The following is a 19,114-nucleotide window of genomic DNA, read 5'->3' on the forward strand; positions in this document are numbered from 1 at the left end:
GAAGAGAGCTGTGTGAACAAAAAAACGAATGTATGTTCGAAAAAATGCTTGGCAAGCGTGTCAAAACAAGGTATTATTAAAGTACAAACAATGAAGGATGTGAGTTTATTGTCAGATCGTCGTGCTGCGCTGGATATGGCGCTCCGTCAAATAGAAAAGCAATTTGGTAAAGGTTCCATTATGAAGTTGGGTGAGTCTACCCACATGCAAGTGGAAACGATCCCCAGTGGTTCGATTGCTTTGGATATTGCGTTAGGAACGGGCGGCTTTCCAAGAGGCCGGGTTATTGAAATATACGGACCGGAATCATCCGGTAAAACGACAGTAGCTCTTCACGCTATCGCAGAGGTGCAAAAAACAGGCGGACAAGCCGCCTTTATCGACGCCGAGCATGCGCTTGATCCGTCGTATGCAAGCAAGCTGGGTGTCAATATTGATGAGTTGTTACTATCGCAACCAGATACAGGAGAGCAGGCGCTTGAGATTGCCGAAGCTCTTGTACGTAGTGGAGCAGTAGACATTGTAGTTGTTGACTCCGTAGCGGCACTTGTGCCCAAGGCAGAGATTGAAGGCGAAATGGGAGATTCCCACGTTGGTCTTCAAGCACGTTTGATGTCTCAGGCATTGCGTAAGCTTTCTGGAGCCATTAATAAGTCGAAAACCATTGCTATTTTTATTAACCAGCTACGTGAAAAAGTAGGTGTTATGTTCGGTAACCCTGAAACAACACCAGGTGGACGTGCCTTGAAGTTTTACTCTACGGTACGTTTGGATGTTCGTCGTATTGAAAGTTTGAAAATGGGTAACGACATTGTGGGTAACCGCACACGTATTAAAGTCGTGAAGAACAAAGTTGCCCCTCCTTTCCGTCAGGCTGAGGTGGATATTATGTACGGTGAGGGCATTTCCAAAGAAGGTAGCTTGATCGACATCGGTACGGAGCATGACATTGTCGACAAGAGCGGAGCCTGGTATTCCTACGAAGGTGAGCGCCTTGGTCAGGGACGTGAGAATGCTAAGCAATTTTTGAAGGAAAATCCGAATATTGCTAGTACGATCGAACAAAAAATTCGGGTGGCCAGCAATTTGATTACGACGGTTGCTCCGCCTACAGAAGAAGAGTTGGCACAGCAAGCGAAGGAAGAACAGGAATTGTTGGAGCTTGAATAAAGCTCGGTGAATCCTGGTTTGTGAACTGGGGCCAGGGTTATGGCACGTCCGTTTGAATAGCATGATTCTGATGCCCTGCACAGTTGTGCAGGGCATTTTTGCATCAACTAGAGTCTGCTTTGTCAGTGGAATCTAACTTTTGCGTAGCAGGTGTTCAAAGGCTGCTTTCGTGAATTTCAAAGTGAGGGAAGTATATTGCAGTTGGACGATGAAGATGAATACACTTCGGAAGCAAATAAGCAACAAGGGATTTCTCTTTTTCCGGATCATGAGGAATTGATGATTACTAGGGTAGAGCAGGGACAGGGACGCAAACGTGGAAGGTATATCATACATTTTGGTCCTTATTCACTGTCTGTATTAGAAGATGTAATGATCAAGTACAATATGTTCAAAGGAACGTCATTCGTTAAAAAAGAACTGGAAGATATCGTTCTGGCAGATGAAAAGCAACAGGCTTATGTACTTGCGCTTCGCTATTTGGGGCGAAAGCCTCGCACATGTCAGGAAATTGCCCAGCGTTTGGCGCAAAAAGAACTGGATCAGTCTGTTATTGACGAAGTAATGGTCCGACTGTATAGGGAACAACTCGTAGATGATGATTTATACGCCCGTCAATGGGCAAGGCAGCGCATAACAAGCCAACGTAAGGGGAAGATGTGGGTTAGGCAAGAACTTCGTCAGAAGGGCATCTCTAAAGCCTCTATTGGCGAAGCGTTAGGTGAGATTACCGATAATGAGGAGTGGGAGAGCGCTTTGACGGTCGGACGTAAGAAATGGAATCAGGTACGTGGTGATATAATGGAGAAAAAAAGGAAAACCTACCCTTTTCTCATGAGACGCGGATATTCGGGGGATATGACACGCCGGGTAGTCAATCATCTCACTGCGGCCGAGCATGACGCTGCTTCAGATGACGAGGAATTGTTGCAGTGGGAGGAATAGTTGCCAAACGGCTGCTAAACCTTTGGCTAGTATGAACGGATAGGATGAGCTAGTTATTACATGGAAAGCTGCACGGTAGTCTACTAATGTTTGCATTCCCTTGACAATGCCATTTGTCAAATAATAAAATATATATGAAACGATACTTGTGGAACGCCCTTTTTCCTTCCAAAAAAGCGGAATCCACGGTGAGTTCTCATCGCCAAATAACAAGTGATGCCGCTATGCCAGGCGGAATTGTACATGTGAAAGCATGTGCATATGAAATGAAACGACCTTGTGTCGTTGTCTTAGTTTGACGATCAAAGTAAATGTGACAATTGCAAAAAGTCCCAAGGAATGCCTTGGAGGAACCAACGGGGAGGTGAACAGTATGATGACTGCGATCTGGTTCGTTCTCGTTGCTGTAGCCGCGTTATTCTTTGGGTTCGGGATTGGTTATTTTATTCGCAAATCTATTGCAGAAGCTAAGATCTCCAGTGCGGAAGAAGCTGCCGCGCAAATCGTGGAGAACGCGAAAAAAGAGGCAGAAGCGCTGAAGAAGGAAACGGTATTGGAAGCGAAAGATGAAATCCACCGCATTCGTGCCGAAGCTGAAAAAGAAACTCGTGAACGTCGCAATGAAATTCAACGACAGGAACGAAGATTGCTGCAAAAAGAAGAATCGCTGGATAAAAAATTGGAATCGCTGGAACGCAAAGAAGAACAAGTGGCCAACAAAGAGAAACGAATCGATGAAACCCAGCAGCAAATTGATTTGATTTACAAGAGTCAAGTAACTGAGTTGGAACGTATTTCCAATCTGACGATGGAGGATGCAAGAAGTATTATTCTGACCAACGTAGAGCAGGAAGTTCGTCATGAAACAGCTCAGATGATTAAAGAAATTGAACAGCAGGCCAAAGAAGAAGCGGACAAAAAGTCTCGTGAAATCATCACACTGGCCATCCAACGCTGTGCGGCAGATCATGTAGCAGAAACGACGGTTTCTGTTGTCACATTGCCGAACGAAGAAATGAAAGGCCGGATCATCGGGCGCGAAGGCCGTAATATCCGTGCACTTGAAACCCTTACAGGAATTGACCTCATTATTGATGATACGCCGGAAGCTGTTATTTTGTCCGGATTTGATCCGATTCGTAGAGAGATTGCGCGTACTGCGCTTGAAAAGCTCGTAGCGGACGGACGGATACATCCGGCTCGTATTGAAGAGATGGTGGAAAAATCCCGTAAAGAGGTGGACGAACGAATCCGTGAGTATGGTGAACAGGCCACCTTTGAGGTGGGCGTGCATAGCTTGCATCCGGATTTGATCAAGATCTTGGGACGTCTCAAGTTCCGTACGAGTTACGGACAGAACGTATTGAAGCACTCGATGGAAGTTGCATACTTGACAGGTCTAATGGCCGGGGAACTGGGCGAAGACGTTGTACTGGCAAGACGGGCAGGATTGCTGCATGACATCGGGAAGGCGCTGGATCATGAAGTGGAAGGATCGCACGTTGAAATTGGCGTGGAGCTGGCGAAGAAGTACAAGGAACACCCGGTCGTCATCAACAGCATTGCTTCACATCACGGCGACTGCGAAGCGACTTCAGTGATCGCCATGCTGGTTGGGGCGGCAGATGCCCTGTCAGCAGCAAGACCCGGAGCGCGGCGTGAAACGCTAGAGACGTACATCCGTCGTCTTGAGAAGCTGGAACGCATCTCCGAATCATTTGAAGGCGTTGAAAAATCATACGCGATTCAAGCCGGACGCGAAGTTCGTGTCATGGTACAGCCAGAGAAAATTGATGATGCGGAAGCATTCCGACTGGCCCGCGATATTACGAAAACGATTGAGAATGAACTGGACTATCCGGGACATATCAAGGTTACCGTCATACGCGAGACCCGTGCGGTAGAATACGCAAAATAAAAGCATTTCAATGAAAAGTGGCCGCTGCTTGTAGGGCCACTTTTCATTATGTAAGGCAGACTAGGGAGGGCTTTCTATCAACGTATTATTTATTGGAGACATCGTCGGCAGTGTAGGCAGAAAGGCACTGAGGGAGAATCTCCCTTCGCTAAAATCAAAATACAACCCGCATGTTATTATTGTGAACGGAGAAAATGCGGCATCGGGAAGAGGAATTACCCCAGCCATCGCCAGAGAGTTTTTTGATTGGGGCGTTCATGGGATTACGATGGGAAATCATACTTGGGACAATAAGGAAATATTTGATTTTATAGATGATGAGCCGCGGATCATCCGCCCGGCTAACTTTCCACCAGGAACACCGGGCCGGGGTTACACCGTTGTAAAGGGTGGAGGTAAGGAGCTGGCTATTGTTAATCTGCAAGGTAGAACCTTTTTGCCAGCTATTGACGATCCATTTCGTGCAGCAGATGAAATTGTCGATGAGCTGCGCAAAAAACATAAACATATCCTAGTTGATTTCCACGCCGAAGCAACCTCGGAAAAAATCGCTATGGGTTGGCATTTGGATGGACGTGCTTCAATCGTGGTAGGTACGCACACACATGTACAGAGCAATGATGATACGATTTTGCCACAAGGAACTGCGTATCAGACAGATGCGGGAATGGTAGGTCCTTATGAGGGAGTGCTTGGGATGCAGAAAGAGGCTGTGTTACAGAAATTCCAGACCCAGCTTCCGGTACGTTTTCAAGTGGACATGGGCAAATGGCATTTTCATGCCATCAGCGTAGAGCTGAATGATAATGATGGAAAAGCCCGCAAAATTCAGAAAATCAGACTCAAAGAAGATGAATGGCGGATGGATTAACCTTTTTGTGAGCACTTAAGGAAAGAATAAGGAAAACTGTCACCAAAAAGCAGGAATTTTTTGCTGACCCTCGAATAACATCTAATAGTGGAATCAAACCATCATCATTCCCAGGGGAGGTACTTACTATGGATGTATTAAAAGTATCAGCAAAATCCAATCCCAATTCAGTTGCAGGCGCACTCGCAGGAGTACTGCGTGAACGCGGAAATGCAGAATTACAGGCGATTGGAGCGGGTGCACTAAACCAAGCCATTAAAGCGGTAGCCATTGCCCGGGGATTTGTCGCACCAAGCGGAGTGGATTTGATTTGTATTCCTGCTTTTACAGACATTGTTATTGATGGAGAAGATCGGACTGCGATCAAATTGATTGTAGAGCCAAGATAATAAATGTAAGTTGCCTGAGCCTGTTTACGATTTGTAAACGGGCTTTTTTGCTTTGTGAGTCTGTTACTATGATTTTTAAAATAAATTTGTGGTGCTTCAATCTATAGATGGAGGTAAGGTGCATGAATGATAAGCTAAAAGTGAATTGGCCAGTTGTTGACTTTCATTGTGATGTGTTATGTAAAATGCAGCTCGATGCGCAGATCGATTTCAGTCATCCATCGCTTGATGTGACAAAAGAACGTTTGCTAGAAGGTAACGTGCGGTTGCAAACATTTGCTATATATATTTCTCAGGTATTGGGCACGCCAAGATTTGAGCATGTGATTCGTCAAATTGAGTTGTTCAGGCAGCATGTTACCTCTATCTCCGGTGGGTTGAGACCATTGCTGTGGAAGGAAGACTTGGTAATGTGTAAAAATACGTCCGCAGTGCATCAGAAGGAGCAAGTAAAGCAGGCAGGAAAAGAGAAGCGCATGGAAAAGATAACGTATGTGGGTGGTAGTGGGACGGATCATACATGGGCACCTTGGGCTTTGCTCTCACTGGAGGGGGTAGATGCGCTGGAAGGGAAGCCATTTTATGCAGAATTGTGCTATGCTATGGGAATACGATTGATTGGGCTGACGTGGAATTATGCGAACTGGGCAGCTGACGGCATTATGGAACATAGAGGTGGCGGGCTGACTAGCAAGGGGCGCGATTTGGTCAATCGCTGTAATGATCTGGGACTGCTGCTAGATGTATCGCATTTGTCCGTACAGGGCTTCTGGGAGGTGCTAGAGGAGGCAGCTCTACCACCCATCGCCTCGCATTCGAATGCCTTTGCGAGATGTGCTCATCCTCGAAATCTACGGGATGAACAGATTCGTGCACTGATCGCTCGTAACGGACGGATTGGTTTGACCTTCGTCACAATGTTTCTCAAAGAGCAGGGCATGGTAACTGCTGAGGATCTGCTACCACACATTGAGCATATTTGTTCATTAGGCGGCGAAAGGCATTTGATGTTTGGCTCTGATTTTGATGGTATCGAGCACCATGTGCAAGGGCTGGAGCACTCGGGGAAATATCCGATTTTTGCAGAACTGCTGCTGAAGCATTACCCTGAGGAGCTGGTCAAGGGATGGCTGGGAGGACATGCGCTGGAATACTTGCAAACGAATCTGCCTTCCAAAATTTCTTCTTAAATAGCTATTTATAGAGGGGATTTTTAGCTGCGAACACTCTTGACAAAGCGAGAAGGATTACGAAATAATTGGAGCATCTTAGAATTGCATGGTGCTAAAATAACATTTGCAGAAATACGGCAGACGTTGGAGCGAGACTGACGGGTCACCATGCTGCACCGCCATATCAGAGGGGGCTCCATTACATAATGTTGATAAAAAAGGTTACCTGGCTTGAGCTCTTTTATGACTTGTTGTTCGTAGCTGCTGTCTCCAAGGCCACTCATGTTTTGCTACATGTTGAGCATGGTAGTATCTCATGGGAACATATGGAAAAGTTTATTATGATTTTTATCCCAATATGGTGGGCTTGGGTGGGGCAAACGGTCTACAACAATCGTTTTGGGCAAGACAGTATAACACATCGAATTTTTATGATCCTGCAATTGTTTTTCGTGTTGATCATGACCGCCAGCCTGAATATAGATTTTGATGCGTATTATGTATCTTTTTTTGTTGGCTATATTGGGTTAAGAGGTTTGACTGTCGTTCAATATTTACTTTCGGCACCCAAAGAAACGGCTCATAAACAGGAAACAGCTCGTTTTTTCGGAATTTATTTTTGGATTGGAATAGTCATCTCTAGTTTCTCCCTCTTCTTTGATTCTTGGATTCGATATTTGATTTTATATACCGGTATAGCTATTGATATCCTCGTTCCTTTGATTGGCCGTAAAAAGTTGGTGATCACACCTATCCATACGGAGCATCTTTTAGAACGCTTTGCACAGTTCACCTTAATTTTGCTTGGCGAATCTGTGATAAGTATGCTTTCTGTTTTACAATCCGATCATTTTACAGTTTCTTCCGTTGTATTTGCTGCTTTGGCTTTTGTGTTAGTCATCGCAATCTGGTGGCAATACTTTGAGAATATGGAGAAGCGCGTAGATAAATCAAAACAATCAGCAGGACAGACTATTATTTATGGACATTTGTTTATTTATCTTTCCCTTAGCATGCTAGCTGCTTCAATACAGCTCTTGTTTTTGGGACAAGTAGACTATATCTTTGTGCTTTGCTTTACCTTTGCTTCTGTTTTTATTTACTTTTTGTCGGTTTTGCTGGTATTTCATCAGTACCGATTAAGTCATCTTAAACCTCGTCTCAGAGTCATTTTTTTCTTAACTGGAATACTCTGTGTCCTGTTTATCCTTAATATATTTATTGTCGTTCCCCCTCATCTCATCGTAGCTGAAATCATGCTTTTCTTTCTCTTGTTCGCTAAAACGACGGTTTGATCCGATTTCTATGGACGATATTTAACGCTGATTGGGGCGAAAAAGGGAACTTTATACGCTCTCCTTTTCTTTCTTGGCAAAATAGGAGTATAATAGCATGGATGTGTAAAGTATTGTATAGAGAAAAAGGAGTGACCACACGATGAGTAAAATCGTACCTGTCGGCGTTTCAGCCCGTCATATTCACCTGACTCAAGAGCATATTGAAATTTTGTTCGGAGCAGGCTATCAATTAACTGAATTTAAACCTTTGTCCCAACCAGGACAATTTGCCGCAAATGAAACGGTAGCTGTAATTGGTTCTAAGGGCCAATTTGATAAGGTTCGCATTTTGGGACCTGCTCGTCCTGCATCCCAATTGGAAATCTCTCGCACTGATTCCTTTGCTATTGGTGTAAAAGCACCTGTACGCGAATCTGGTAGCATTGATGGTACACCAGGAATCACGGTAAAAGGACCAGCTGGTGAAGTGGAACTGCAAGAAGGCGTGATTGTAGCAGCCCGCCATATTCATTTCCATACATCTGATGCAGCTAAATGGGACATTAAGGACAAGCAGTTGCTGAAAGTACGTGTCGGCGGCGAACGTGGCCTTGTATTTGAAAATGTTCTTGCACGTGTGTCCGATTCTTTTGCTTTGGATATGCACATTGATACAGATGAAGCGAACGGAGCCGGTGTGAAAAACGGTGACAACGCTGAAATCGTAGACTAATATACACGTATTTAAATGCCGGAAGGCTTGAAGAGTCCGATTCTTGCAAAAGAATCGGGCTTTTTACATACTCTATAGTTCACAAATACTTCACTTATGTACAAAAAGAACATGAGTTCAAATTGCACTCAATGGTTCTGCGGCTGATCTATGGCGATGGCCTATAAATCATGCTATAATTTAGTGTAATGCCTTTTTTAAAGGTTTTTAGAACTTAAAATAAATTTACCCATGCCCAAAGATACAGTAAAATCACAAATTAGCTCGTGAAATAGATGGTGTAAGGAGTGACTAAGGAATGGAAAAGAAAACAAAAGATTACTCCAAATATTTTGATTTCTCGGATGCGAAGATTATTTCTGAAGATGAGCATAGCAAAAAGATCCGTATTCGCGGACGTGAAATCAACATTATGGCGGAGCCGAACCATAGAAAAGAAAAGCAACGCGGTAAAGAGGATGTACAGGTATTATATGATAACGCAGTCCCGGATGAGCTAAAGCATATCGGTAAGGGAAAGCATTATGTCGTATACACATTCGGTTGCCAAATGAACGAGCATGATTCCGAAACCATAAAAGGCTTGCTGGAGCAAATGGGCTACCAGGCAACCGAGGATCGGAAGGAAGCAGACATCATTTTACTGAACACTTGTGCTATCCGTGAAAATGCGGAGGATAAAGTGTTTGGGGAGCTGGGTCACCTCAAGCATCTCAAAACAGAAAAGCCAGGACTGCTGCTCGGCGTGTGTGGCTGCATGTCACAAGAAGAGAATGTCGTTAACCGGATTATGCAAAAACACGGTTTTGTCGATATGATTTTTGGTACCCATAATATTCATCGTCTGCCTCAGCTCGTCAAGGAAGCACTCTTTAGCAAAGAAATGGTGGTCGAAGTGTGGTCTAAGGAAGGCGACATTATCGAAAACTTGCCGAAGAAGCGCGAGGGTATGCGGGCTTGGGTGAACATTATGTACGGTTGTGATAAATTTTGCACCTATTGCATTGTTCCTTTTACACGTGGTAAGGAAAGAAGCCGTCGTCCAGAGGATGTTATTGCTGAAGTACGGGATTTGGCACGTCAAGGCTTTAAAGAAATCACCTTACTGGGGCAGAATGTTAACGCTTATGGCAAGGATTTGAAAGATTTGAATTACAGATTCGGGGATCTGATGGATGATATGCGCAAAATCAATATCCCGCGTGTACGTTTTACGACATCACATCCACGTGATTTTGATGACCATTTGGTTGAAGTGCTTGGTAAGGGTGGCAATTTGGTGGAGCATATCCATCTGCCTGTTCAATCCGGTAATACGGATATATTGAAGAAAATGAACCGAAAATATACCCGTGAGCGTGTTCTGGAACTGGCCGCGAAGATTAAAGCAGCTGTTCCGCATGCTTCTCTGACAACAGATATCATCGTAGGTTTCCCGGGCGAAACAGACGAGCAGTTTGAAGATACTCTATCCCTGGTGCGCGAGGTCGGCTATGACTTTGCCTACACATTTATTTATTCACCACGTGAAGGTACACCAGCTGCTTCGATGGAAGATAATGTGCCTATGTCGGTCAAAAAAGAGCGTCTCCGGCGTCTGAACATTGCTGTGAACCAAAACAGCCTTCGCTTTAATAGTCGATTGCGTGGCGAAGTGGTTGAAGTGCTGGTGGAAGGCGAGAGCAAAAATGACAGCAAAGTGCTTGCCGGTCGGACCCGTTCCAATAAGCTTGTACATTTTGAGGGTTCTAAGGACCTGATTGGTTCCTTTGTTCAAGTGAAAATTACGGAACCTATGACCTTTTACATCAAAGGTGATCTGGTTGAAACGGCTGTAGCAGTTAACGGATAAAAGAATATTCTAGCGGGTTGCATGCGGTCTGAGTAAAGGGCTGTGTGCAAGGCCGTCTAAGTGAGAAAAGGAGCGATGGACAATGACAGAGGAGCGGTTGCAACAAACAGAACTTCAATCGGCGGCGCGCCAGCATGATCATTTGGTCAATCGCGAAATGATATTGGCAAAAGCCAAAGAATTGGCAGGTATTTTGGGTAGCAGTGAGGAAGTACAGGTATTCCGAAAAGCAGAAGAAAAGATTCAGGATCATGGGCGCATCCAGCAACTGATTGCAACGATGAAAAAGAAGCAAAAGGAAATTGTAGCATTTGAATCCTTGAAGAATCAAAAAATGATTGCCAAAATAGAGGCCGAACTTCAGGAGCTACAGGAAGAGCTTGACGGTATTCCAATTGTAACGGAGTTTCAGCAGAGTCAGGTGGAAATTAATGAGTTACTGCAAATGGTGATTATGGCGATCCGTGATACCGTTGCTGAGAAGGTAAACGTAGAAGAGGGAAAAAGCACTTCCTCGTCAAATTGCAGTGATTAGAATGAAATCTATGGTGTGGAGGCGTAGCTTCCACGCCTTTTTTTCGAAAGCATTTTGCCGTCGTATATGGTTATAGGACATCAAGAGAAATGGGACAACATAGAAGGGATGGAAGCAAGGGAATGGATAAGTTGGGTAAGATGCTAGAGGGAGAGAATAATACTTTTTGGGAGTATTTAGGGTGTGAACTGGTTGCAGCTGATGCAAACGAGGTACAGATCGCTTTGGAGGCCAAACAAGAGCATACCAATGTGATGGGTATTGTCCATGGGGGTGTACTTACTTCATTGATGGATCAGGCGATGGGGATGGTCAGTATGGCTTCACGAAATATGGATCCATGTGTAACGACGAACCTGAATGTTCATTTCTTGTCAGCCATGAGGCAAGGACGACTGGAGGTTAGGGCGCGAATTCTCCATCAGGGAGGTCGAACGATAACCACTGAGGCGGAAGTAAGAGATAGTGAAGGCACACTTGGTTCTACATCTACAGCAACCTTCCGAGTATTACGTACACAAGCAAGTGATTCAGGCAAGGCCTGACACTTGACAAAAATTTTTATTATGTCATAATGAATTTATCAAAACGATATAATATGGTGATGCCAATGGATAGCAATCGTATAAACGAAGAGGCGCAAAAGGCGTCATACAACATTAAGAAATACCGTACCCCGGATGGAGCTCCGGCGGATATCGTTATGTTTACCTTAACGAAGCGGGAGCGCAAGACGGTAACAAAGACATTGCCGATTCGGGAGCTGAAAGTCATGCTCATCAAGCGCCGCAGTTGGCCTTTTGCAGGACGCTGGGCGTTGCCTGGAGGGTTTTGTCAGGAAGATGAATCCATGTATGGAGCTGCCAAGCGGGAGCTGTTAGAGGAAACGGGTGTGGACGGCGGGCATCTGGAGTATTTGGGTGTATATAGTGGACCGGGACGTGATCCGCGCGGGTGGATCATATCGCATGCGTTTTTTGCGCTGGTAGAAGAATGGATGTTGGAACAGCGTCAGGCGGCCGATGATGCTTCCGAGGTCGGGCTATTCACGATCCGCGAAGCGTTGGAGGAATTGGAGCTGGCATTCGATCACCGGGATATCATAGTAGATGCTTATCGCAAAATTCAGTTGCAGATGCTTCAGACGACAATAGCCAAGCAGTTTTTACCGCTACATTTTACACTGGGTGAATTATATCAGGTGATTCAGAGTGTCGTACCGGATTTCGAAGAGCCAAACTTTATTCGCAAAATAACATCGACTCGTAGCAGGCAGGGAATACTGGAAGAGGTGCGTGATGAGAACGGCAAACCGCTCAGTTCCAACCAGTATTCACAAAGACCGGCACAGTTGTACCGTTTTAGTGACAGAGTACCGCGTTTATCTATCTACACGTAACGTCTAATGTAATAGGTTACGCATAGAACGTACAATTTCACTTTGAGGATAAGGAGCTGACCGTACGATGCAGGCACTAATTGTTATTGATTACACGAAAGATTTTGTGGACGGTAGTTTGCCTGTAGGACAACCTGCGATTGAGTTGGATGAACGGATCGCAGCAATTACGCAGGCATATGTGGATCAAGGGGACTTTGTTGTCATGGCTGTGGATTTGCATGAGGAGAACGACCTTTATCATCCGGAGAGCAAACTCTTTCCTCCACATAATATACGTGGAACCAACGGACGACATTTGTATGGAAAGCTTCGTAGCCTCTATGAACAACAAAGTGATCTTATCTACTGGTTGGATAAAACACGGTACAGTGCTTTTGCAGGCACAGATCTGGAGCTCAGGCTGCGTGAACGTGGTGTTCTGGAAGTCCATCTGATTGGTGTGTGTACAGATATATGTGTGCTGCATACGGCTGTAGATGCTTATAACAAAGGTTTTGCTATTACTGTATACAAGGACGCTGTGGCGAACTTTAATCAAGCTGGACATGATTGGGCTTTGGGTCATTTTGAGGGAAGTCTTGGAGCTGCGGTACGGTCGGCTGAGGATACGGTTTTACGCCAGAAGAAGTAAAATAACTTAACGATTGTGCACCAATGTCCGATAACAAAATGGAGCCGTATATTGCTGAATCTGGGCAGATGAGGCGGTCGCCGCCACAAACCTGGGGACAGTCAGAGAGGATGATTACGATGCAGTCAACGAGCCTCGCATTACATACAGATAAATATCAGATTAATATGATGTACGCCCATTGGGTGAACGGAAGTCACCAGCGTAAAGCTGTGTTCGAGGCGTATTTTCGTAAGCTCCCTTTCGGTAATGGATACGCCGTGTTCGCTGGTCTGGAACGCATTGTGAATTACATTGCAAATTTGCGGTTTACAGAAGAGGACATTCGCTACCTGTCTGAACAGGAGGAGAAGTACGATCCCATGTTCATGGAGGCGCTTCGCCAGTTTAAGTTTGGTGGAACGGTCCATTCGATGAAAGAAGGGGCACTTGTTTTTCCAAACGAGCCTCTGGTACGTGTCGAAGGAACGATTATGGAAACGCAGCTTGTTGAGACGGCATTGCTGAATTTTATGAACTATCAGACACTCATTGCGACAAAGGCATCGCGCATCAAGCAGGTGGCAAGTGACGATACACTGCTCGAATTTGGAACACGGCGTGCGCAGGAAGCTGACGCAGCGATTTGGGGAGCACGGGCAGCTTATGTTGCAGGTTTTGACGCGACTTCTAATATGCTGGCAGGCGAGCACTTTGGAATCCCGACGAAGGGGACACATGCCCATTCATGGGTGCAGACCTTTATGACGGAGCAGGAGGCGTTTGACGTGTATGCGAAGGTTTTACCAGACCAGGTTACACTGTTGGTAGACACCTTTGACACGCTGGAAAGCGGTGTTCCTCATGCGATTCGGACAGCAAAAATGCTGGAGAGTCAGGGCAAGCGTATGAATGCAATCCGTCTGGATAGCGGTGACTTGGCTTATCTATCCATTCAGGCGCGGGAAATGCTCGATGCTGAAGGCTTAGATTACGTACAAATTGTAGCTTCCAATGATTTGGATGAAAATACGATTTTTAACCTGAAAGCACAAGGGGCACGTATTGATGTATGGGGTGTAGGAACACAGCTTATTACGGCTTCAGATCAACCTTCGCTTGGCGGGGTGTACAAGCTGGTTGAGCGTGAAGTGGATGGCGAAATGTTGCCGACGATTAAGATCTCGGGTAATCCAGAAAAAGTATCCACACCAGGCAAGAAGGATGTATATCGCATTGTGGATAAGAAGAAAGGGAGAGCTGTAGCCGATTATATTTCTTTCCCGGATGAAGAGCGTCCGCGTAATGGTAAGCGCCTGAAGCTGTTTAACCCTTTGCATCCGTATATGAAGAAGTATGTAGAAAATTATGAAGCTGTACCAATGCTTGAGCCTATTTTTATAAATGGACAGAAGGTATATGAGCTTCCTGAACTGGATGAAATTCGTGCCTACCATACTTCACAGTTGAAACTGTTTTGGCCAGAATATTTGCGGAAGCTGAACCCTGAAATTTATCGTGTAAATCTGAGCGAGAAGGTATGGGAGCTGAAGCAAAAGCTGATCGACAGCTATATGCAGCCCGAAGTTGAAGAAAAAGAATAGTTGGAAGAGGCACCTCATAATGTATGGGGTGCCTTTTTGTGTCGCAGCATGTAGGAAATAGGAGCTTATTTATAAATTTCTCTCATCACATGTCGTAGCTCAGGGACAATAATGCGTTCCATTGCCAAACGAACGGCTCCGCGTGAGCCAGGCATAGAAAATACAGCTGTCTGGCCCACAGTGCCAGCTACAGCCCGGCTTAAGATAGCTGCTGAACCAATGTCCTCAGCAAAGCTTAAATAACGGAAGATTTCCCCAAAACCAGGTAGCTCCTTATCCAGTAGAGAGGAGACGGCTTCATATGTAGTATCACGTGTAGAAATACCAGTGCCGCCTGTCAAAAGTACAGCTTCGATGTCATTCTGTGCCACTGCTTCGGATACTAATTGCTGAATACCTTCGTAGTCATCCTTGACGATGACATATCGAACAACCTTATATCCATTGGTTTCTAGTAGATCCATGAGCAGTCGTCCCCCAGTATCTGTTTCCACAGTGCGTGTGTCCGAGACAGTTACGACCATGCAATTAACCTGTTGCGGGGATTCCTGTCGGTGCTCCTCTACAGAAGACATATTCATTGAAATGCTCACTCCTTGATCGGTGGTTAGACATACACTTTTTACAATAGAGCAATGACTGAGCGTATGCAAGTCAGAAACAGGGGCTAAAAATCCATGTGATTAATATCCTTGCACTTGCACACTGGAATATAGTACACTTCCTTACATAAGTCGGGATTATTTTGTTTTTATTTTATTGAAAGCGCGCACATCAAATGATTAATCTCAAGGGTCAGCGGGTAATAGTACAGCAGGGTCAACAACTGGGAGGTAATGTAATATGAATCATTCATACCAACAATGCGTGGATGCTTGCCTGGAATGTATGAACGCTTGCAATGTATGTTACGTAGCGAGTTTGAAGGAATATGATTTAGCTATGCTGCGTGAATGTATTCGAGTGAGTAGGGAATGTGCAGAAATATGCGGATTTGCTGCTCAAATGCTGCAGCGCGGAACGGATTTTGCCGAGCAAATCTGTGAGCTGTGCGCCAAGGCCTGTGAGGTATGTGCTGCTGAATGCAGCAAGCATTCCCATGATCATTGCAAACATTGTGCAGAAGCCTGTCGTCGTTGCGTTCAGGCATGCCGCCAATTGGTGGCAGTGTAATTACATATATGGAACTAGTGCGTGAAGAGGAAATAAAAGGTTGCTTTCTACTGAATAGGTTTGTATAATGATTGGAATTAACGTCATGGAACGGGAGAGTAGCAGCGGAGCCGTATCATTACAGCGAGCCGGAAGAGGTGTAAGCCGGTATGAGGTCCGATGTGAAGCGCACCCGGGAGACGGTTGATCCAACGAGCAGAGCTTCTAGTAGATCAGCCCGGCAGACACCGTTATTAGTCATTGGAGTGAAATCGCGATTTTGTGTAAGTTAGCTGTAGCTACACAACCGATTTACGAAGAGTGGTACCGCGGGGATATTAAAGTTCTCGTCTCTTGATTTATTTCAAGAGGCGGGGGCTTTTTTTGTTAGATCTTATAAAAAGAAGGAGAGAGATCATGTTGATGAGGATTGCTGCTCAAGCGATATTGGCCCATACGGGCTTGGAGGAGAAAGAAATTTTATCATTATTTGAGGTGCCTCCGCAGCCTGAATGGGGAGATGTGGCGTTTCCCTGTTTTGTGCTGGCTAAAAAGTTTCGAAAGTCTCCACAGCACATTGCACTGGAATTGGCGGAGCTAGTGAATCATGAAGAAGGTTTAACTGCTACAGCATCGGGTGCCTATGTAAATATAACATTGGATCGATCTGTTCATATTCCGCTTATGCTTACTGAATTGAGCAAGGCTGATTTCCTCAGGCCCAATATCGGGCACGGACAGCGGGTAGTTATTGATATGTCCTCGCCCAATATTGCCAAACCGTTTGGTATCGGTCATCTTCGCTCTACTGTTATTGGTGCTGCCTTGTATCGCATTCTTGGTGAAACCGGATATATTCCAATTAGTGTGAATCATCTTGGGGATTGGGGAACACAGTTTGGCAAGCAAATTGCGGCCTATAAAAGATGGGGAAATGAGGAGCAGCTACAACATGATCCGATTGGTGAATCGCTGAAGCTATATGTTCGTTTTCATCAGGAGGCCGAGCATGATCCGACTTTGGAGGATGAAGGCCGCGAGTGGTTCCGACGTTTGGAGCATGGGGATGCTGAGGCTCAACAACTATGGGAGTTTTTTGTTGAAGTCAGTCTGGGTGAATTTGATCGTATGTACCAGCGTCTGAACATTACATTTGACCATGTGCTGGGAGAAAGTTTTTACAATGATAAGATGCAGGCAGTTGTTGCTCAATTAAGAGCAAAAGGATTGCTGGAGGAAAGTGATGGTGCGCTCGTGGTTCGTCTGGAAGATGAGGAACTGCCTCCGTGTCTTATTCTAAAAAAGGATGGGACCACCATTTATCCGACACGTGATCTGGCAACAGCGATTTATCGTCATGAAGTGATGAAGGCTGATCGGTTGCTGTACGTCGTTGGTGGAGAACAGAAGTTGCATTTCCAGCAGGTGTTTGCGGTGCTGAAGCATGCAGGGGAGGCTTGGGCGGAGCAATGTGAGCATGTGCCGTTTGGATTAATGCGGTTTGCGGGTAAGAAAATGTCCACAAGACGCGGAAAAGTTGTCAAACTGGAGGAGGTGCTGGATGAAGCCATAGCGCGTGCTCAAGCCATCATTACTCAGAAGAACCCCGATTTGCAGGAACAACAGGCAGTAGCTGAGGACGTTGGCATTGGGGCGATTATTTTTGGTGATTTAAAAAACAACCGGCTGAATGAAGTGGATTTTTTGTTGGAGGAGGCGCTGACCTTTGAAGGCGAGACCGGGCCTTATGTACAGTATACTCATGCGCGCATCCGCAGCCTTCTGGAGAAAGCTCACGCTCGCGCCGATGTTAATACTAATCCTAGCGACAACGACCTTGTCCAAGATAGCCATTCTCGTGATTTGTATGACGTATCGGATGGAATGTTGGGTGACGCAGGTTGGGCGCTGCTTAAGCAGTTGGGTCGCTATCACGGACAACTGATACGTGCGGTTCGCCAACTGGAGCCTTCGGTTATTGCGAGATTTGCATTGGATACGGCCCAGGCGTTTAACCGTTTTTACGCCAAGGAAAGGATTGTCGATGGTGGACAGTGGCGTATCCAGTTGGCGGAACAAACTGCCGATATTCTGGCATGCGCGCTGCAAGTTCTTGGTCTGAAAGCACCGAATCGGATGTAAGCAAAGCGAACAAAGGGGAGCGAGTTTTTGCTGGCGGGATGACTGCTACCCAGACCTGGCTCTTCCAAAGGAATACTGTAAAAAATTAATCGGTTACAGGCACTTTTGGGTATGTATAAAGATTGTGAGCAGAAAAGAGTTAGACGGGTTACACTAATCGCAGGTATTCCACTGTTTTGCAACCAATTTGTGCATATTTGAAACATTTGATGCTTTTATTGCGTCGGTAAGTGTAGAAGCAAAGTAAACATGGAGGTGTATCTCATGAAAAAGAACAAAAGCGTGACAGCTGCCCTGCTTGTCATCTGCTCATTGGCAGTAGCTACGTCGGCTTCTGCTTTCCGTGATATAAATGGAGCTGAACAGGAGAAGATCGTAAACTCACTTCAGGACAAAGGAATTATTCAAGGAATAACCAAGGATAAATTTGCACCGGATCAAACGCTCACATATGCACAAGGAGTACACTTGGTTGTTCGTGCAATGGATCTTCAGGTAATGCCTGATTTCACAACGGGTTCCTTTGCAAACATTCCGGCTTCTGCATGGTATGCCCAGTCCTATCGGATTGCAGCCCAACACCAAATCCCTTTGTCACCAGATATTGATCCAAGCACCCGTATGACAAGAGAACAATTTGCGAATATTCTGTATAAAGCAGTGAGTGCAACGGGTGAATATCCAACTGTCCGTATGTTAATTAATGTAGCGGATGGCAAAAAACTAGACCAGGAATCAAATGCAGCCGTTCAATTCCTGTTATTGACCAAAATTGCAAAATTGGACGAACAGAGCAACTTTAACCCGGATCGTAAAGTAACGCGGATGGAGGCAGCAGAAATGGTCTATAACGCATCCGAATTTGTACAAAGTCACAAAACGGTTGAAGCTACTCCTGAAAATCCGGCTGAGCCTGTAGATCCGGTTCAACAAAATAACATTAGTATGAGCATAGAGAAGGCAAATGACCAGCAGAACAACGTGACAATCACCCGTCTCCAGGCACCTAATCCAGGTTACGGCATTGAAGTGGATCACATCGACTACGTAGATGATACGAACGCAGTAATTTACTACAAGCTGACTAGTCCAAAGCCAGGGGAAATGAATATTCAGGTCATTACGGATACCCACACAAGTACATTGGTAGACAGCAAGTATAAGGTTACGCTTAAAGCAGTAGATGGAACAGTGCTTCTGCCCACAGGAACAGGCACGTCTGTAGCTAAATAAAATCACGAGCCACATGTTATAGATATAAATAAAACCAGCGAGTCTCCAATTTGTAGGGGAGACTCGCTGGTTTTTTTCATACCAAATGTTAATCGTTAGCCCTAAGCAA

Annotated in this window: 18 protein-coding genes and 1 other annotated feature; of the genes, 17 read left to right on the forward strand and 1 reads right to left on the reverse strand. The window is 45.3% G+C overall.

The genetic code is table 11. From position 1 onward, the window contains the following. The first annotated feature begins 108 nt into the window (after positions 1-108). From recA to KAI37_RS10015, 14 genes are all read left to right on the forward strand, one after another. Positions 109-1,170, forward strand: coding sequence for a recombinase RecA (recA, locus tag KAI37_RS09950; RefSeq protein WP_023988239.1), 1,062 nt, complete (start codon positions 109-111; stop codon positions 1,168-1,170). Positions 1,171-1,365: 195 nt separating this feature from the next. Continuing rightward, positions 1,366-2,115, forward strand: coding sequence for a regulatory protein RecX (locus KAI37_RS09955; RefSeq protein ID WP_220031151.1), 750 nt, complete (start codon positions 1,366-1,368; stop codon positions 2,113-2,115). Positions 2,116-2,488: 373 nt separating this feature from the next. After that, complete coding sequence (gene rny, locus KAI37_RS09960; protein ID WP_013309958.1) at positions 2,489-4,033, forward strand: ribonuclease Y; 1,545 nt, start codon at positions 2,489-2,491, stop codon at positions 4,031-4,033. 76 nt (positions 4,034-4,109) lie between these two features. Continuing rightward, positions 4,110-4,904, forward strand: a complete 795-nt coding sequence (locus KAI37_RS09965; protein WP_013309959.1) for a TIGR00282 family metallophosphoesterase — start codon at positions 4,110-4,112, stop codon at positions 4,902-4,904. A gap of 128 nt (positions 4,905-5,032) precedes the next feature. Continuing rightward, positions 5,033-5,293, forward strand: a complete 261-nt coding sequence (locus KAI37_RS09970) for a stage V sporulation protein S (RefSeq protein ID WP_007430104.1) — start codon at positions 5,033-5,035, stop codon at positions 5,291-5,293. Positions 5,294-5,415: 122 nt separating this feature from the next. Then, positions 5,416-6,483 carry a dipeptidase gene (locus KAI37_RS09975; protein ID WP_220031152.1) on the forward strand — a complete coding sequence of 356 codons (1,068 nt, stop codon included), beginning with the start codon at positions 5,416-5,418 and terminating at the stop codon, positions 6,481-6,483. Between the two features lie 188 nt (positions 6,484-6,671). Further along, positions 6,672-7,760, forward strand: a complete 1,089-nt coding sequence (locus tag KAI37_RS09980; protein WP_220031153.1) for a low temperature requirement protein A — start codon at positions 6,672-6,674, stop codon at positions 7,758-7,760. Positions 7,761-7,902: 142 nt separating this feature from the next. Further along, on the forward strand, positions 7,903-8,475 hold the full coding sequence (gene pduL / locus KAI37_RS09985) for a phosphate propanoyltransferase (RefSeq protein ID WP_013309962.1): 573 nt from the start codon (positions 7,903-7,905) through the stop codon (positions 8,473-8,475). A 298-nt stretch (positions 8,476-8,773) separates the two neighbouring features. Then, the gene (gene miaB / locus KAI37_RS09990) at positions 8,774-10,327 is read left to right on the forward strand and encodes a tRNA (N6-isopentenyl adenosine(37)-C2)-methylthiotransferase MiaB (protein WP_220031154.1); all 1,554 of its coding nucleotides are present in this window, start codon (positions 8,774-8,776) and stop codon (positions 10,325-10,327) included. A gap of 82 nt (positions 10,328-10,409) precedes the next feature. Continuing rightward, positions 10,410-10,862, forward strand: a complete 453-nt coding sequence (locus tag KAI37_RS09995; protein ID WP_023988245.1) for a YlbF/YmcA family competence regulator — start codon at positions 10,410-10,412, stop codon at positions 10,860-10,862. 122 nt (positions 10,863-10,984) lie between these two features. Beyond that, on the forward strand, positions 10,985-11,407 hold the full coding sequence (locus KAI37_RS10000; protein WP_071640561.1) for a PaaI family thioesterase: 423 nt from the start codon (positions 10,985-10,987) through the stop codon (positions 11,405-11,407). A 65-nt stretch (positions 11,408-11,472) separates the two neighbouring features. Beyond that, on the forward strand, positions 11,473-12,261 hold the full coding sequence (locus tag KAI37_RS10005) for an NUDIX domain-containing protein (RefSeq protein WP_023988247.1): 789 nt from the start codon (positions 11,473-11,475) through the stop codon (positions 12,259-12,261). A 67-nt stretch (positions 12,262-12,328) separates the two neighbouring features. Continuing rightward, positions 12,329-12,895: a cysteine hydrolase family protein gene (locus KAI37_RS10010; protein WP_220031155.1), complete on the forward strand. Its 567-nt coding sequence runs from the start codon at positions 12,329-12,331 to the stop codon at positions 12,893-12,895. Between the two features lie 119 nt (positions 12,896-13,014). Beyond that, positions 13,015-14,478, forward strand: coding sequence for a nicotinate phosphoribosyltransferase (locus tag KAI37_RS10015; protein WP_023988249.1), 1,464 nt, complete (start codon positions 13,015-13,017; stop codon positions 14,476-14,478). A gap of 65 nt (positions 14,479-14,543) precedes the next feature. On the opposite strand, the gene KAI37_RS10020 is transcribed toward KAI37_RS10015, so the two are convergent. Continuing rightward, positions 14,544-15,059, reverse strand: a complete 516-nt coding sequence (locus KAI37_RS10020; RefSeq protein WP_220031156.1) for a MogA/MoaB family molybdenum cofactor biosynthesis protein — start codon at positions 15,057-15,059, stop codon at positions 14,544-14,546. A gap of 262 nt (positions 15,060-15,321) precedes the next feature. On the opposite strand from KAI37_RS10020, the gene KAI37_RS10025 reads away from it, so the two are divergent. The 3 genes from KAI37_RS10025 (at position 15,322) to KAI37_RS10035 (ending at position 19,005) form a co-directional block, all read left to right on the forward strand. Continuing rightward, positions 15,322-15,651 carry a four-helix bundle copper-binding protein gene (locus tag KAI37_RS10025; RefSeq protein ID WP_023988251.1) on the forward strand — a complete coding sequence of 110 codons (330 nt, stop codon included), beginning with the start codon at positions 15,322-15,324 and terminating at the stop codon, positions 15,649-15,651. Positions 15,652-15,728: 77 nt separating this feature from the next. Then, positions 15,729-15,988: a binding site (T-box leader), on the forward strand. A 59-nt stretch (positions 15,989-16,047) separates the two neighbouring features. Beyond that, complete coding sequence (argS, locus tag KAI37_RS10030; protein ID WP_220031157.1) at positions 16,048-17,772, forward strand: arginine--tRNA ligase; 1,725 nt, start codon at positions 16,048-16,050, stop codon at positions 17,770-17,772. A gap of 264 nt (positions 17,773-18,036) precedes the next feature. After that, positions 18,037-19,005, forward strand: coding sequence for an S-layer homology domain-containing protein (locus KAI37_RS10035; protein ID WP_220031158.1), 969 nt, complete (start codon positions 18,037-18,039; stop codon positions 19,003-19,005). Positions 19,006-19,114 lie beyond the last annotated feature (109 nt).

The sequence above is a fragment of the Paenibacillus sp. S25 genome (assembly GCF_019454085.1).
Lineage (GTDB): Bacteria > Bacillota > Bacilli > Paenibacillales > Paenibacillaceae > Paenibacillus > Paenibacillus polymyxa_B.